The sequence below is a fragment of the Paucibacter sp. KCTC 42545 genome, assembly GCF_001477625.1.
In the GTDB taxonomy this organism is placed as follows: Bacteria; Pseudomonadota; Gammaproteobacteria; order Burkholderiales; family Burkholderiaceae_C; genus Paucibacter_A.
The window spans coordinates 2,153,999-2,169,632 of record NZ_CP013692.1 but is presented as its reverse complement, the minus strand read 5'-3'; the positions used below and the strand labels follow the sequence as shown (position 1 = coordinate 2,169,632).

Annotated in this window: 13 protein-coding genes and 2 pseudogenes; 5 read left to right on the top strand and 10 right to left on the bottom strand. The window is 64.6% G+C overall.

All coding sequences use genetic code 11. From position 1 onward, the window contains the following. Nucleotides 1-225: 225 nt before the first annotated feature. From AT984_RS09520 to AT984_RS09510, 3 genes and pseudogenes are all read left to right on the top strand, one after another. Nucleotides 226-1,449 (top strand): annotated as a pseudogene (locus AT984_RS09520) (3-methyl-2-oxobutanoate dehydrogenase (2-methylpropanoyl-transferring) subunit alpha); the annotation flags it as partial. Then, nucleotides 1,446-2,486, top strand: a complete 1,041-nt coding sequence (locus tag AT984_RS09515; protein WP_058719895.1) for an alpha-ketoacid dehydrogenase subunit beta — start codon at nucleotides 1,446-1,448, stop codon at nucleotides 2,484-2,486. The pseudogene AT984_RS09520 and the gene AT984_RS09515, both read left to right, overlap by 4 nt. Further along, on the top strand, nucleotides 2,486-3,814 hold the full coding sequence (locus AT984_RS09510) for a dihydrolipoamide acetyltransferase family protein (RefSeq protein ID WP_058722205.1): 1,329 nt from the start codon (nucleotides 2,486-2,488) through the stop codon (nucleotides 3,812-3,814). Before AT984_RS09515 ends, AT984_RS09510 begins: the two co-directional genes overlap by 1 nt. Here AT984_RS09510 and AT984_RS09505 read toward each other — a convergent pair. From AT984_RS09505 to AT984_RS09480, 6 genes and pseudogenes are all read right to left on the bottom strand, one after another. Continuing rightward, nucleotides 3,804-4,316 carry a DUF2269 family protein gene (locus AT984_RS09505; protein WP_058719894.1) on the bottom strand — a complete coding sequence of 171 codons (513 nt, stop codon included), beginning with the start codon at nucleotides 4,314-4,316 and terminating at the stop codon, nucleotides 3,804-3,806. The genes AT984_RS09510 and AT984_RS09505 overlap by 11 nt on opposite strands. Then, nucleotides 4,313-4,705: a DoxX-like family protein gene (locus AT984_RS09500; protein WP_058719893.1), complete on the bottom strand. Its 393-nt coding sequence runs from the start codon at nucleotides 4,703-4,705 to the stop codon at nucleotides 4,313-4,315. The genes AT984_RS09505 and AT984_RS09500 overlap by 4 nt, the downstream gene beginning before the upstream one ends. Further along, complete coding sequence (locus AT984_RS09495; protein ID WP_058719892.1) at nucleotides 4,702-5,598, bottom strand: NAD-dependent epimerase/dehydratase family protein; 897 nt, start codon at nucleotides 5,596-5,598, stop codon at nucleotides 4,702-4,704. The genes AT984_RS09500 and AT984_RS09495 overlap by 4 nt, the downstream gene beginning before the upstream one ends. Nucleotides 5,599-5,629: 31 nt before the next feature. Beyond that, nucleotides 5,630-6,094 (bottom strand): thiol-disulfide oxidoreductase DCC family protein, encoded by a 465-nt coding sequence (locus tag AT984_RS09490; RefSeq protein ID WP_231741620.1) that lies wholly within the window; start codon nucleotides 6,092-6,094, stop codon nucleotides 5,630-5,632. Nucleotides 6,095-6,177: 83 nt separating this feature from the next. Further along, nucleotides 6,178-6,714, bottom strand: coding sequence for a GbsR/MarR family transcriptional regulator (locus AT984_RS09485; protein ID WP_058719891.1), 537 nt, complete (start codon nucleotides 6,712-6,714; stop codon nucleotides 6,178-6,180). 250 nt (nucleotides 6,715-6,964) lie between these two features. Next, nucleotides 6,965-7,641: pseudogene (locus AT984_RS09480) on the bottom strand (pyridoxamine 5'-phosphate oxidase family protein). Between the two features lie 221 nt (nucleotides 7,642-7,862). Here AT984_RS09480 and AT984_RS09475 point away from each other — a divergent pair. After that, nucleotides 7,863-9,053 carry an aminotransferase-like domain-containing protein gene (locus tag AT984_RS09475; RefSeq protein WP_058719890.1) on the top strand — a complete coding sequence of 397 codons (1,191 nt, stop codon included), beginning with the start codon at nucleotides 7,863-7,865 and terminating at the stop codon, nucleotides 9,051-9,053. Nucleotides 9,054-9,119: 66 nt separating this feature from the next. On the opposite strand, the gene istB is transcribed toward AT984_RS09475, so the two are convergent. Both istB and istA read right to left on the bottom strand, forming a co-directional pair. Then, nucleotides 9,120-9,857, bottom strand: coding sequence for an IS21-like element helper ATPase IstB (gene istB / locus AT984_RS09470; protein ID WP_058719889.1), 738 nt, complete (start codon nucleotides 9,855-9,857; stop codon nucleotides 9,120-9,122). A 103-nt stretch (nucleotides 9,858-9,960) separates the two neighbouring features. After that, entirely contained in the window at nucleotides 9,961-11,505 is a 1,545-nt protein-coding gene (gene istA / locus AT984_RS09465) for an IS21 family transposase (protein ID WP_058719888.1), read from the bottom strand. Nucleotides 11,506-11,637: 132 nt separating this feature from the next. Between istA and AT984_RS09460 the strand changes: the two genes are divergently transcribed. Further along, nucleotides 11,638-12,123: a hypothetical protein gene (locus AT984_RS09460; protein WP_156421963.1), complete on the top strand. Its 486-nt coding sequence runs from the start codon at nucleotides 11,638-11,640 to the stop codon at nucleotides 12,121-12,123. A gap of 29 nt (nucleotides 12,124-12,152) precedes the next feature. Here the strand turns inward: AT984_RS09460 and AT984_RS09455 are convergent, their stop codons facing one another. Together AT984_RS09455 and acnB are read right to left on the bottom strand one after the other, a co-directional pair. Beyond that, nucleotides 12,153-12,761 (bottom strand): DUF2087 domain-containing protein, encoded by a 609-nt coding sequence (locus AT984_RS09455; RefSeq protein WP_058719886.1) that lies wholly within the window; start codon nucleotides 12,759-12,761, stop codon nucleotides 12,153-12,155. 278 nt (nucleotides 12,762-13,039) lie between these two features. After that, nucleotides 13,040-15,625, bottom strand: a complete 2,586-nt coding sequence (acnB, locus tag AT984_RS09450) for a bifunctional aconitate hydratase 2/2-methylisocitrate dehydratase (protein ID WP_058719885.1) — start codon at nucleotides 15,623-15,625, stop codon at nucleotides 13,040-13,042. Between the last annotated feature and the right edge of the window lie 9 nt (nucleotides 15,626-15,634).

The window sequence follows — 15,634 nt, the reverse complement described above, 5'->3', positions numbered from 1 at the left end:
TGCTTCGATTTCAAACTTGATCGGCGGAGCGGCTTTCGGCGCGAATAAGGGAAACTGCGGGCGCCAATCTCAGCACTGAAATCGGCCGAATCGGCTACGCTCATTGCATGCGCTGCAGCGCCTCACCCGGTGCCGCAGCATGTGATCTTTGGCGCGTGATCCGCGCGGGAGTGCCGCATGACTGTCAGCTCAGACCCCAATGCCGCGGGCAAGCGCCTTCGTTAGCACGTACCTGAGCCCAGCGCGCGGCCGGGTTGCCACACCGATTTTTCCTACCTGCATCTCTCACCCGCCGGCGAAGTGCGCAGACCCGACATCGATGTCGCGGCGGTTGACACGGCCGACCTGGCCTACAGCCTGATACGGGTGCTGGACGAACAAGGGCAGGCCGTCGGCCCTTGGGCCCCTGCGTTGAGCCCTGAACAACTTCGCCGCGGTCTGCGCACCATGCTCAAGACCCGCATTTTTGACGGCCGCATGTTGATTGCGCAGCGTCAGAAAAAGCTGTCCTTCTACATGCAGAGCCTGGGCGAGGAGGCCATCGGCAGTGCCCATGCCATGGCACTGAACGAGGGCGATATGTGCTTCCCCACCTATCGCCAGCAAAGCCTGCTGTTGAGTCGCGACGATGTGCCGCTGGTGGAGATGATCTGCCAGCTTTTGTCGAATGAGCGCGACCCACTCAAGGGCCGCCAACTGCCGGTGATGTACTCGATTAAGCGGGCGGGTTTTTTTAGCATCAGCGGCAATCTAGCTACCCAGTTCATCCAGGCGGTGGGGTGGGCCATGGCCTCGGCCATCAAGGGTGACACCCGCATCGCTAGCGGCTGGATCGGCGACGGCGCCACGGCAGAGTCTGACTTTCACACTGCGCTGACCTTTGCCCACGTTTACCGTGCGCCGGTGATTCTGAATGTGGTCAACAACCAATGGGCGATCTCCACCTTTCAAGCCATTGCGGGTGGCGAGGGCACGACCTTCGCGGCGCGCGGCAGCGGTTGCGGCATCGCCTCGCTGCGCGTGGATGGCAATGATTTCTTGGCGGTCTATGCCGTGTCTCAATGGGCGGCAGAGCGTGCCCGGTGCAATTTGGGCCCGACGCTGATCGAGTGGGTTACGTATCGGGCCGGCCCGCATTCCACTTCAGACGACCCGTCCAAGTACCGGCCGGCCGACGAGTGGCAGCGCTTTCCGCTCGGAGATCCGATCGCACGCCTCAAGCAGCATTTGCTCAACTTGGGCGAATGGTCTGAGGCGCAGCATGAGGCGCTGCACAAGGAACTGGAAGCCGAGATCATCACCGCACAAAAGGAGGCTGAGGCCTTTGGGACCCTGGCCGATGGCCACATTCCGAGCATTGCCTCGATGTTCGAGGATGTCTACAAGGAGATGCCAACCCATTTGCAGGAGCAAATGGCCGAGGCGCGCCGCTTTGGAGGTCGGGAATGACTGAGAAAGAAGCACAAGACAAGGCGGTGCCCATGACCATGATCCAGGCCCTGCGCTCGGCCATGGATGTGATGCTGGCGCGGGACCCCAATGTGGTGATCTTCGGCCAGGATGTGGGCTATTTTGGCGGTGTGTTTCGCTGCACCGATGGCCTGCAAGCCAAGTACGGCGACCAGCGGGTTTTTGATGCGCCCATCTCCGAGGGCGGCATCGTCGGCGTGGCCGTCGGCATGGGCGCTTATGGTCTGCGGCCGGTGGCTGAGATCCAATTTGCTGACTATTTCTACCCCGCCTCCGACCAGATCGTGTCCGAGGCTGCGCGGCTGCGCTACCGCTCGGCGGGCGACTTCACCGCGCCGCTGACGATTCGCATGCCTTGTGGCGGCGGCATCTATGGCGGGCAGACCCACAGCCAGAGCCCCGAGGCCTTGTTCACCCATGTCTGCGGCCTGCGCACGGTGATGCCGACCAATCCTTATGACGCCAAGGGCCTCTTGATCGCCGCGATTGAGTGCGATGACCCGGTGATATTTCTGGAGCCCAAGCGGCTCTACAACGGCCCCTTCGATGGGCATCATGACCGGCCGTCTACCCCGTGGTCCAGCCATCCCCTAGGCCTGGTGCCGGAAGGTTATTACAGCTTGCCGCTGGACCAGGCCACGGTTTTCAGACCCGGGCGCGAGCTGACGGTGATCACCTACGGCACGATGGTCTACGTGGCCGAGGCGGCGGCCAAGGAGACTGGCATCGATGCCGAAATCATTGATCTGCGGGCGATCTGGCCGCTGGATCTGGTGGCCATTGTTCGCTCGGTCAAAAAGACCGGTCGCTGCGTGGTCGTGCACGAGGCGACCCGGACCAGCGGCTTCGGCGCCGAATTGGTGGCCTTGGTGCAAGAGCATTGCTTCTACCACTTGGAAGTGCCGATCGAGCGCGTCACCGGTTGGGATACGCCCTATCCCCACGCCCAGGAATGGGACTACTTTCCAGGCCCGGCCCGTGTGGCCGCCGCCTTGCAACGTGCGATGGAGTCATGATGGGACAACACATCATCAAGATGCCAGACATCGGCGAAGGCATTGTCGAAGTGGAGTTGGTGGCCTGGCGAGTTCAGGTCGGCGAAGACATTCGCGAGGACCAGATCTTGGCCGATGTGATGACCGACAAGGCCACGGTTGAAATCCCTTCGCCCGTGCATGGTCGGGTGATCGCCCTGGGCGGCGAGGCGGGCGAGGTGATGCGGGTGGGCTCGGAGTTGATTCGCATTGAGGTGGAGGGCGAGGCAGGCGTCGCTGCGTCTACGCTCGAAAACGAAGTGGCAACTGTGGAAGCCGCACACGTGCCTGTTCTTGCTCCTGCAGCGGTGTCGGCAGTTGCTGCACCTGCTGTCACGTCCGCGCCGCCCCACGCGCCGCAAGACCTCGGCCTGAGTCTGGCCGAGAAACCCATTGCCTCGCCCTCGTTGCGCCGCCGGGCCTGGGAACTGGGTGTGGACCTGACCCAGGTGCGCGGCAACGGGTCGGGCGGCCGCATCATGCAAGCCGATTTGGATGCGTATATTGCTAGCCATGGCAGCCAGTTGCGCACGGCCGCCCCTGCCGTGGCAGTTGCGACCGCACCGGCAGCAGCCAGCAGCCTACGCCTCCCCCGTTCGAGCTCGCGTGGCGACGGCGTTGAGGCCATCCGCATCGTCGGTTTGCGCCGCAAGATCGCCGAGAAGATGCAGGACGCCAAACGCCGCATCCCGCATTTCAGCTATGTCGAGGAGGTCGATGTCACCGAGCTGGAGGCCTTGCGCCTCAAGCTCAACTCTCATTACGGTGCCACCCGCGGCAAGCTGACCCTCTTGCCCCTGCTAGCCCGGGCCATCGTGCGCACGCTGCCGGACTTCCCGCAGATCAATGCGCGCCTGGACGACGAGGCGGGCGTGATCAACCGTTTCGACGCGGTCCATCTGGGCGTGGCCGCGCAAACGCCGGCCGGGCTGATGGTGCCGGTGCTGCGCCATGCCGAGAGCCATGATTTGTGGAGCTGTGCCGCCGAGATTCGGCGTTTGGCCGAGGCCGCCCGCAGCGGCCGCGCCACCCGCGACGAGCTCAGCGGCTCCACCATCACCATCTCCAGCCTGGGCGCCCTGGGCGGCATCGTCACCACCCCGGTGATTAACAGCCCCGAGGTCGCCATCGTCGGCGTCAACCGCATCGTCGAACGGCCCATGATCCGCAACGGCCAGGTGGTGGCGCGGCAGATGATGAACCTGTCCTCCTCCTTCGACCACCGCGTGGTCGATGGTCAGGACGCCGCCGAGTTCATCCAGGCCCTGCGCGGCTTGATGGAATCGCCGGCCTTGCTCTTCATCGACTGAGCGGCAGGAGCAGGTTCGCCAAGCCCGCAGGCAAGTCGGGCTTGGCCACCATCAGGTAGAAGATGATGGGCATGGCCACGAAGGCGGCGTAGCCCAGCCCTTCCCACCATCGGGCATAACGCCAGTAGCGTGCGGGCAGGGCTTGTTCGCTCTTCAGCGCTGCCTCGACCATGTCGGACATGCGCAGCTGCAGCCAGACCACCGGCAGCCAGCAGGCCCCGGCAAACAGGTAGAGCGCCAGACCCAGGGTCAGCCAGGGTGTGCCCAGCACCGGCCAGCCGGCCTGCTGGGCCAGCCACAGGCCGCTGAACGGCTGGACGATCACCGCCGGCGTGGTGAACCAAAGGTCGGCCCGCTTGACCAGGCGGCAGACGACCACTTGCGCGGCCAGCGAGCCACTGCGGTTGGCAAAGAAGAGATAGAAGGCCGAGCCGAAGCCGGTGCCGGCCAGCAGCACGCTGGAAACCACATGCACGGTCTTGATGAGCAGATAGGTGTTCATGATGAGCTGCCGCCCTCGCGGGCGTCGAGAAAGAGCAGATAGAGCAGGGCGGCGATGGGCAGGTTCTTGCTCAGCGGGCCCAAGGGGTGGAGCCAGAGCGAGGGCAGCAGCAGGCTGCCCAGCACGGTCATCACCAGCATGGCCAGGCCTGCCGCCAAATAGAGCCGCGGCGCATGCCAGCGCCACAGCGCCGCACCGATCAGCAGGTCCAGGCCGGCGCCGCTGAGGATCAGGGTTTGGGCCAGCGCTGCATCCAGGCCGGCTGCGTGCAGCAGGGCCGCCGATTGGCCATACAGCTCCCAGAGGCTGACCACGCCGGTCCAGAGCCAGAGGCCGACCAGGCTGAGGCGCGCGGCGCGGCGTCCGGCGGGATGGAGTGCATGGCTCATGCGTCCTCCCAGGTGCTCAAGAACTCGGTCGGTGAGCGAGCGTCTCGATCCAGCAGTTGGCGCAGCGGCGCGGGGTCGGCTGTGTTGTCCTGCTGCAGCAGGGCCAGCGTTTCTCGACCCCAGGGTTGGAAGGGCAGGTGGTCGCCGATGCGGGCACTGAGCCGGCTCAGCGCATCGGGCAGGCGCAGCATTCGAGCCGGCGGCCGGCCTTGTTGCAGGCGCAGGCTGGCGATGAAATCGCTGAGGCGCAAGGCTTGGGGCCCCACCGCGGCGAGCTGCGGCGGTCCAGTCCGTGGCAGCAGACGCAGGCAGGCTTCGGCCAGGTCTTGCACGGCCACTGGTTGGACGCGGGTGTTCAGGGCCGCGCCGGGCAGGATCAGCAAGGGTAAGCGCGCCAGGCTCAGGAACAGTTCGCTGCTGGCGCCGCCGGGGCCGAAGACGATGCTGGGTTGCAGCACGGTGGCGTCCAGGCGCCCGGCTTCTTGCAACGCCAGCAGATGCGCTTCTGCGGCCCGCTTGCTGCGCGCATAACGCGTGTCGCTCCCGGCGATGCCCAGGGCCGAGATCTGCAGCACACGGCGCACTCCGGCTTCGGCGCAGGCCTCGAACAAAGCCACCGGGCCCCGGTGATGGATGGCCTCCATGGGTTGCCCCGGCCGGTCGCGAAGGACGCCCACGGCGTTGATCACGGCGGCTATGCCTTGCAGCCGCGGCAGCCAGTCCTTGGCCGAAAGGTCGCGGCTGAAATCGGCCTGGATCCATTCCAGGCCCGGCTTTTCAGAGCGGGGGCGTGCTGTTCGGCTTGTGGCCCGAACCGGGTGACCCTGGCTGAGCAACCGTTCCAACACATGGCGGCCGATGAAGCCATGGGCGCCGCAGAGCAGGATGTTCATGGTGATGCGCTGTGCCGTAGTGGAGGCGTGTTCAGCGTGTGCAGCGCTCGGCTGTGCAGCGTGGTTGGCGGGCGGCGTGTTCGGCGGCGCGCCGCAGGGCGCGGCCGAAGACCAGACCGCTGATCCAGGCCGGCACATGGTGGCGGTGGCGGGCAATCCAGGGGTAGAGCGTCTCGGCCAAGGGTCGCAGTACGGGCAGGGACAGGGCGCGACTGACACCGGGCAGGCCCACGGCCGCGTAAGCCAGGCGGAAGACCTCGACGCTGCGGATCACCTGGCCATCGGCCCGCAGGCCATGCATCAGGCTCAGCAAGTCCTCCCGGCTGCAGCCCGGCGGCGGGCCGGCGAAATCAGGTGCCGAGACATCGACAAAGCGCAGCTGGCCTTCGCTATTGCGCAGCATCAGATTGCGCATCTCGCTGTCGCACAAGGGGCATGCCGATTCGTAGAACAGGGTCAGGGGGAAGGCGCCGGGGTGCATGAGGGTGATATTCATGATTTGTCCGATATTTCAGTAATGACAGAAATTAAGGGTCAAAAAAATGCGCCCGTCTTTGACGACAGGCGCTGCCTTGCGCTTCAGTCCTTGCCGTCCGAGCCGCGCACAAATTTCTGCACACTGGCGCCGAGTTTCAAGACCTTCTCCAAGGTGGTGGGCGAGAGCCTGAGCATTTCCTCGGACCAGGCTCCCAGGGTGTCCATGAAGCGCAAGGCTTCACGCACGCGGTCCTGGGTGTCGGCGCTTTCACCGGCAAAGCCGGGGTCGGCGACCAAGGAGCTCAGCACGCGAACGGTCGGATCGAACTCCCGCTCCTTGCGCTCGCGCACGATGGTGCGGAACAGCTCCCAGACGTCGACCGAGGTCTCGAAGTAGTCGCGCCGGTCGCCCAGCACATGGGCCACCCGGATCAGGTTCCAGTTCTGCAACTCTTTCAGGCTGGTGCTGACATTGGAGCGCGCCACCGTCAGGGTGTCGGCAATCTCTTCCGCATGCAGCGGCCGGCCGTGAAAAAAGAGCAGGGCGTGAATCTGGGCCACGGTGCGGTTCACGCCCCAGGCATTGCCCATCTCACCCCAGTGGACGACAAATTTGCGTGCGACTTCGCTGAGTTCCATGGAAGGGAGTCTAGCTAGTCAGTAATTTCTGTCAATACAGAAATTACTGGGGCGCGGAAGAAATCGGCAAGGGCCAGCATTGCGGCGACGCAATTCAGTTTGGCGATTTGCGCTTTGCTGAAATACCCGGCGCACTTGTTTGTCGAGTGAGACCAAAGCCTGTCCGGCTAGCGCTCGCATGCGCTATTGCCAGTGCCTGCTGCACGGGGGCGCCTCGCTTCGCTGAGTCAGCGGCCGCAGGCCCTGCAGTTCACTGCGCAGCAAACGCGCCGCCCGCCTGCCAGGCCAACACATGCTCGGGCGCGGGCTGCTGGCAAGCCGGGTCTTGAATTGGGGCGCCGCGTTGCTGCGTGAGCGGCAGCACGCCGGCCCACACGGGCAAGGCGAGGTCCTCTTCATCATCCACCGGGCCGCCGGTGCGGACCTTGCAGGCGGCCTCGTCCAGACTGATGCGTAAGACGGTGGTGGCGTTGAATTCCTTGTCGTTGCCGGGGCGAATTTGGGCCTGGCGGCCGGGGGCCAATTTGTCCATGAAATGGGCCAGCGAGTCGCGCTTGGCTTGGGGTTCATCGACGGGCTCAAACCGGCCATAGATCATGGCGGAGCGGTAGTTCATGGAATGGTTGAAGGCTGCGCGAGCCAGCACCAAGCCGTCGAGGTGGGTGATGGTGACGCAGATGTCAGCGCCGCTGGTCAATGCCTTGAGCATGCGGCTGCCATTGGAGCCGTGGATGTAGAGGTGCTCACCTCGCGCCAGCAGGCTGTCGGGACGCAGTGGCTGGCGCTGCCGTCGGAGAAGGCGATGTGGCAGAGATAAGCGGCATCAACGATGGCTAGCAAGGTGGCGCGATCGTAGGCGGCGTTCTCGGCGATACGGCGGACACGGGTGCGGGGGCTGGGGGGCTGGTCGGGAACTGGCTTGGACATTTTCGATGGGCTGAATTGAGTTGGCTAAAACACAAAGAGATGTGTTGATGCGCCAATGTAGAGTTGGCTTGGTTCCATGGAAAGATCCAGGATGTGACTATTTTTTAGGGCCAGTGACAATTGCGGGTGGCCTGAGGGCCGTGCTGGCGCTGCTAGCCAAGCGCCCCCGAAGGTTCAAACAAGCCTCAACGTGGGTTGGTACGACAAATGCAGATTTCTCGATGATGGACGTTCAACTGCTATTGAATCGCCTTGCTGGCCCTAGTGATGGCGAGCGTAAGACCAAGGTGCGCGCCACCGGGCCTGCTGGCAGCGAGCCCATGCAACGCCGCTTGCATGAATGCTTGCGCACGGCCATTCGCGCCGGTGAATTGGCGCCGGGCACACGCTTGCCTGCCAGCCGGGCGCTGGCGCAAGAGCTGGCGCTGGCCCGCAATACCGTGCTGTATGCCTATGAACAACTGGCCACGGAAGGTCTGATTGAATCCAGCCGGCGCGGCACCGTCGTGGCCAGTTTGCTGCCGAACCGCGCCGCCCCCGTGGCGGCGGCCCGCAGTGCGGCGCCGGTGTTGGCGCGCCGTTTGGCACGTCGTGTGCAGTCCACCTTGAACGCGGTGCCGGTGCTGGAGGGCGTGGGCGCGTTTGCGGCTGGGGTGCCGGCCTTGAGCGACTTCCCGCTGCAACAGTGGCGCCGTGCCCTGGAGCGGGCTTGGCGCGGCCTGAGCCCCGCGCAGCTGAACTATGCCGACCCGGCCGGTGAAGCCGCGCTGCGTGAAGCGATTGCCGATCACTTGCGCCTGGCGCGCGGTGTGCGCTGCGAGCCTCGGCAAATTTTCATCACCGACGGCACCCAGGCCAGCTTGGATTTGTGCGCCCGTGCTTTTGCCGACCCTGGCGACAAGGCCTGGCTGGAAAGCCCCGGCTATGCCGGCGCGGCCGTGGCGCTGCGCGGCGGCTTGCTCAAGCTGATCGGCGTGGCAGTGGATGAGGAGGGCATGGCGCCGAGCGCGGCGGACTGGCGCCAGCAATGCCCACGCCTGATCTACACCACGCCTTCGCACCAATACCCCACCGGCGCGGTGCTGAGTCTGGCGCGCCGGCTTCAGCTGATTGAGCAGGCGCGGTCGCACGGCGCCTTGATCATCGAAGACGATTACGACAGCGAGTTCCGCCACGACGGCCCGCCTTTGCCCGCCATGCAAGGCCTGCAAGCCGATGCACCGGTGGTCTACCTCGGCACCTTCAGCAAAACCCTGTTCCCGGGCCTGCGCACCGGTTTCATGGTGGTGCCCGAAGGGCTTTGCGGGGACTTGCATCGCTTGCTGCGTATTCCATTGATCGCGGACACCGATTCCACGCTCATCGCGGACAGTGTTCCACGCGATGGCGGACACCCCGGACTGGGATCCTGAGTGACGGCGGGGATGGTAACGCACAGACCTCAGATGAGCGTTTAGTGGCCGGGTGGCGCAGGGGCATCAACGCCCGTTGGCCAGCTTCCTCATGGACTCCCCTTTGAGGGCCAGTTTGTGTGAGCCATGCACGATGCGGTCCAGGATGGCGTCAGCCAAGGTGGGATCATCCAGCCAGGTGTGCCAGGCCGTCACCGGCAATTGGCTGGTGATGAGTGTGGCGCGGCTGCCCACGCGGTCATCCAGCAACTCCAGCAGGTCATTGCGCTCGTGTGCGGCAATGGGGGCAATGGCAAAGTCGTCAAGAATCAGTAGGTCCAGTTTGGCCAGTTGAGCCAGCCGACGGGTGAAGCTGCCGTCCCCGTGCGCCACATGCAGTTCCTCCAGCAGGCGCGGGGCGCGGGCGTAGTAAACCGAGAAGCCCAATCGTGCAGCTTGCTGGCCCAGCGCGCAGGACAGCCAGGTTTTGCCGCAACCGGTGGCACCTGTGAGTAAAACGTTATGCCCGTGGCGTAGCCAGTCTCCGCCAGCCAGTGTTTGGATGGTGTCGCGGCTGAGTCCGCGGTTGCTGCGCCAATCGATGTCTTCCAGGCAGGCTGTGGAGACCTTCAGCCGGGCGGCTTTGAGCAGCCGCTCCTGGCGTTTGCCGTCGCGCCAGTCCAGCTCCCGCTGTACCAGCAACGCAAGGCGTTGGTCAAAGGGGAGTTCGGCAACGTGGATCTGGTTGGCAGGATCCGTCAGGGCTGCTGCCATGCCGTCTAGGCGCAGCGTTCTGAGTTGTTGCAGTGTGTGTTCGTTGAGCATGTTGATTCCTTGTTGAATCGGTGTTTTGTTTGGCGTCTTAGTTAGACGTTATGAATCGGGTTCTTCGATAAACACAGGCCCCTGCCGGGCCTTGTGTCCGGCCTCAGTGGTAGTAGTCGGGGCCGCGCAGGTTTGCGTGCAGGGGCAAACTGGTTTGGGTGGGCAGCGGCGCATCGATGGGACGCTGATCCAGGCCGCACTGCAAGATGGAGGCGACGCTTTTGTAGTTTGGCGCACGAATCGACTGGGCACGCGCGCACGCGGCCTCCAGTCGTTCATGGCCGTACTCCCGGCCCAGGCGCATGAGGCCCAGGCAGGATCGGTAGCCCTGCTCGGGATGGGCGCGGCGCTCCATCTGCCAGCGCACCACGGCGGCAGTGGCCGCACCGATGCCCTCGGCCCAGGTGATGAGCTTGTCCGGCGTCCATTGCAGGTGCGCCCGGTGCGAGGGTGGCATGTGCTCGGGCGCGGTGGAGTGGGCCCCTCGGTGCGGGCTCAGGGCATGGACAGCCACGCGGGCCTGGCCCTCCAGCACCTCCAGCGTGGTGGCCGTGATGCGCAGCTCCACCCGCCGGCCCACCAGGCGGTGGGGGGCGGAGTAGTAATGCCCATCGAGTTCAACGTGATAGTCGATGTTGACCCGCGCGGGCTTGAAGCGAGCGATGGCCATGCGCGTCGCCGGCAAGGGCCCCAGGAGAGGCCGATCCAGGCTGGCAAAGGCGCTGGCACGGCAGCCGGGCAGTTTCTTGAACGGGCGTTGGTTGAGCTCTTGCAGCAGGGCCGCAATGGCTTTGTTCAAGGCGGCCAGGCTGAAGAATTGTTGATGGCGCAGGCGCGCCAGAATCCAGCGCTCGACCACCTGCACGGCCACCTCGACCTTAGGCTTGTCGCGCGGCTTGGCCGGTCGGGCTGGCAGCACGGCCAGGCCGTAGTGGTGGGAGAGCTCATCCAGCAAGCGGTGGCTGGTGGGCTCGTAGCGGTCGGGCCGGATCATGAGCGCACGCGGCTGGTCAGGCACGAGCAGACGGGGCACCCCGCCGATGAACTCCAGCGTGGCGATGATGCAGGCGACCCAGTCGGCGGCCTTCTGGGCCGGCGTGGCGCAGGCATAGGTGTAGTTCGATGCGCCCAGCACGGCCACGAACACCTGCGCCTGGGTGATCTCGCCAGTGGCGGCATCCACCATGGGCACGGTCTGCCCGGCATAGTCCACGAAGAGCTTGTCGCCGGCCTCATGGGTCTGGCGCATGGAGCGCCTCAAGCGCTGGGCCCATTGCTGGTACTTCTCGCAAAAGGCGCTGTACTTGTAGGCCTGGCCCTGGTGTTGTGCTTGGTATTCCTCCCAGAGCAGCTGCAAGGTGACGCCGGGGCGTTTGAGTTCGATGTGAAGTGTGGCGTAGTCGGGCTCCAGGTGGCGGGACTGGCGTGCCACAGCGGGCCGGTAAAGCCGGCCCTGCAGTTCGGCGTCGCTCAAAGCCTGAGCGGCGTTCCAGTCCAGCCCGGCGACGCGGGCATAACTGGCGATCTCACTGACCGTGGATTTGGAGATGCCCAGCGAGGTGCCAATTTGGCGCTGGCTGAGTTTGCCGCTGTGCAGCAGTTGCAAAGTGTGTCGAATCTTGCTCATGGTGACTCTCGGTGTGGGCATCGCTGGGTTCCGGTGAAAAGACCGGGCAGCCTATGCCTCGTTGGAGTCACTCAGGACACAGCCAAAGTGTCCGCCATCAAAATGGAACGCTGTCCGCCATCAGCGTGGAATGGTGTCCGCGATGACGCTGGAATGCTGTCCGCCATCAACGTGGAATGGTGTCCGCCATGGCGTGGAATACGCAGCTTGCTGGCGCGTACCGCGCCGCGGGGGCGGGTGGCCGATCAATTGGCCTTGGCTGAGTTCATGCGTAACGGCCAGTTCGGCCTGCACCTGCGCCGCATGCGCCGGCTCTACCGGCAGCGCCGCGATGCGCTGGTGGCTGCCCTCTCGGCCGGTGTGGACGCAAGCGTGGCGACGGTGCACGGTGGCTCGGCCGGCATGCATCTGGCGCTGCGCTTTGAAGATGCCCGCTTGGACGATGTGGCCATCAGCGCCCGCGCTCTAGAGCTGGGTTTGATTGCCCCGGCGCTCAGCTTGCTGAGCATCGGGCCGCGCGCCCAGCCCTGGCGCGGCCTGCTGCTGGGCTATGCCCAGGTGCCTGCCGATCAAATGCCGGCGTTGGTTGCGCGCTTGCTGAGCTGCCTGACTACGGATACGGCGCCTACGGCTGAATGAGCCCGACTCTGGCTAGCCCCTAATCGCCTTCAGTCAGCCGTAGCACCCAGGGTGGAGCGTTCACGCAACTCGCGCAGCAGCGGCAGCAAATCGGCCTCTGGCCGGGCGGCGAGCTTGCGGTATTCCCGCCCGCCGTCGCTGCGCGCCAGCAGCTTCATATTGACCAATTCGCGCCTCAGCGTGCAGTGGTCGCCAAAGCAATGCTGGCGGTTCAGCACCTCGTTGATCTCGGGCTCGGTGTAGCGGCGCCGGCTGTCGAAATGCAGCCACAAGCCCCACAAGGCATAGCGCTGCACCTGATGGCGGCTGGGCCAGCGCATCAAGCGGCCTTGCGGGTCGAACTGGCGCAGGGCCCGGTCGGCCAGTTCGCTCAAATCCGGGTGGCGTGGGCCGCGCGCTGGGGGCAGGGACTTTGTCGGTGCAAGTACGGCGCTGGCGGCTTGGCTTGTGCTGGGCTGGCTCGCTTTGAGCGACTGGATATTGCGGTGCCCAGCAGCGCGGGCCAGCATATTCAGCAGGCTCAGATGGCCGGGCAGGGCGGCGTTGGCTTCTTGATGTGCGCTCAGCTGTTGGCGCAGTGATTTGGCGAAAGCCGAGATGTCCTCGGCCTGCAAGGGAATCAAACGGTCACGGGGCATGGTGATCAAACTCCACAACGCGTGCTCTTGACCATCTGGCGATGGCGCTATGGCTTGCCGACTTACAGCCGAGAACACACGCGGGTGAACACGAGCCTGTTGAATCAAAAAACTAGCAGGTTTAGCTCACGACGCTCTGCGTCGTGCGGCAAGGCCTGGGTGTGCTGCTGACCCAGGCTTGAGTATAGGCCGGCAAGACCTGACCCTGGCCGCAAAAAACAAGGCCCGCCGGGTTTCCCCGGCGGGCCTTGTTGAAGCGCGCTGCGCTCAGGCTAACTTCAGTTCGTCACGGCCTTGGCAGCATCGGCGTACTCCTCGATCTGGTCGAAGTTCATGTACTGATAAATCTTGCTGCCGTCCTTGTTGATGACACCCATATCGGCGTGGTATTCCTCAACGGTAGGAATACGACCCAGCTTGGAGGCAATCGCCGCCAACTCGGCCGAGGCCAGGTAGACATTGCTGTTCTTGCCCAGACGGTTGGGGAAGTTGCGGGTGCTGGTGGACACCACGGTGGCGCCTTCCTTGACCTGAGCTTGGTTGCCCATGCACAGGCTGCAGCCAGGCATTTCCATGCGGGCGCCGGCTGCGCCGAAGGTGCCGTAATGGCCTTCCTTGGTCAGCTCTTGGGCGTCCATCTTGGTCGGCGGGGCCACCCACAGCTTGACGGGGATGTCGCGGCGGCCTTCCAGCAGCTTGGAAGCAGCGCGGAAGTGGCCGATATTGGTCATGCAAGAACCGATGAAGACTTCATCGATCTTGGTGCCAGCGACGTCGCTCAGGAACTTGGCGTCATCCGGATCGTTCGGGCAGCACAGGATAGGTTCCTTGATGTCGGCCAGATCGATTTCGATGACGTGGGCGTATTCGGCGTCCTTGTCGGCTTCCAGCAGGCTGGGGTTGGCCAGCCAGGCTTCGACCTTCTCGATACGGCGCTGCAGGGTGCGGGCGTCGGCGTAGCCGTCATTGATCATGTTCTTCATCAGCACAATATTGCTGGTGAGGTATTCCTTGATCGGCTCGGGGTTCAGCTTGACCGTGCAACCGGCTGCGCTGCGCTCGGCCGAGGCGTCGCTCAGCTCAAACGCTTGTTCCACTTTCAGATCCGGCAGGCCTTCGATTTCTAGGATGCGGCCCGAGAAAGCATTGATCTTGCCGGCCTTGGCCACGGTCAAGAGACCTGCCTTGATGGCGTACAGCGGGATGGCATGCACCAGATCACGCAGGGTGATGCCGGGCTGCATCTGGCCCTTGAAGCGCACCAGCACCGATTCAGGCATGTCCAGCGGCATCACGCCAGTGGCTGCACCGAAGGCCACCAGGCCGGAGCCGGCGGGGAAGGAGATACCGATCGGGAAGCGTGTGTGGCTGTCGCCACCGGTGCCGACGGTGTCGGGCAGCAGCAGGCGGTTCAGCCAGCTGTGGATCACGCCGTCACCCGGGCGCAAGGACACGCCGCCGCGGCTGCTGATGAAGGCCGGCAGTTCGCGGTGGGTCTTGACGTCCACGGGCTTGGGGTAGGCCGCGGTGTGGCAGAAGCTCTGCATCACCAGGTCAGCGCTGAAGCCCAGGCAGGCCAAGTCTTTCAACTCGTCGCGGGTCATCGGGCCGGTGGTGTCTTGCGAGCCGACCGTGGTCATCTTGGGCTCGCAGTAAGTACCGGGGCGCACGCCTTGGCCTTCTGGCAGGCCAACAGCGCGGCCAACCATCTTCTGTGCCAGCGTGAAGCCAGCCTTGGTGGCGGCGGGCGGAGTGGGCAGGCGGAAGGTAGTGGCAGCGGGCAGGGCCAGGAACTCACGTGCCTTGGCGGTCAGCGAGCGGCCAATGATCAGGTTGATACGGCCACCGGCGCGCACTTCGTCAAACAGCACATCGCTCTTGAGCTTGAACTCGGCAGCGACCTTGCCGTCCTTCTCGATCTTGCCCTCGTAGGGGTAGATGTCGATGACGTCGCCCATGTCGAAGGCGCTCACGTCCACTTCGATCGGCAGGGCGCCGGAGTCTTCTTGCGTGTTGAAGAAGATGGGGGCGATCTTGCCGCCCAGCGTCACGCCGCCGAAGCGCTTGTTCGGCACGAAGGGGATGTCTTGGCCGGTGGCCCAGATCACGCTGTTAGTCGCAGATTTGCGCGAAGAGCCGGTGCCGACCACGTCGCCGACATAGGCCACCAGATGGCCCTTGCTCTTGAGGTCTTCGATGAACTTCATCGGGCCGCGCTTGCCGTCTTCCTCGGGTGTGATGCCGGGGCGGGCGTTCTTCAACATGGCCAGGTAGTGCAGCGGGATGTCGGGGCGGCTCCAGGCATCGGGCGCGGGCGACAGGTCGTCGGTATTGGTTTCGCCGGTGACCTTGAAGACGGTCACGGTGATCTTTTTCTCGACTTCAGGGCGGCTGGTGAACCACTCGGCATTGGCCCAGCTCTGGATCACATCCTTGGCGTGGGCGTTGCCGGCCTTGGCCTTTTCTGCCACATCGTGGAAGAAGTCGAACATCAGCAGGGTCTTCTTCAGCGCGGCGGCAGCGGAGCCAGCCACTTCGGCGTCGTCCAGCAGGTCGATCAGGGGCTTGACGTTGTAGCCGCCCACCATGGTGCCCAGCAACTCGGTCGCGCGGGTCTTGCTGATCAGGGCCACAGCCAGGTCACCATGGGCCACGGCAGCCAGGAAGCTGGCCTTGACCTTGGCGGCATCGTCCACGCCCGGGGGCACGCGGTGGGTCAGCAGGTCCAGCAGGAACTCGCCTTCGCCAGCAGGCGGGTTCTTGATCAGCTCGATCACGGCGGCGGTCTGCTCGGCGGAAAGGGCCAGGGGCGGGATGCCCAGGGCAGCGCGCTCGGCGACATGTTGGCGGTAGGCTTGCAGCATGGCTTTTAC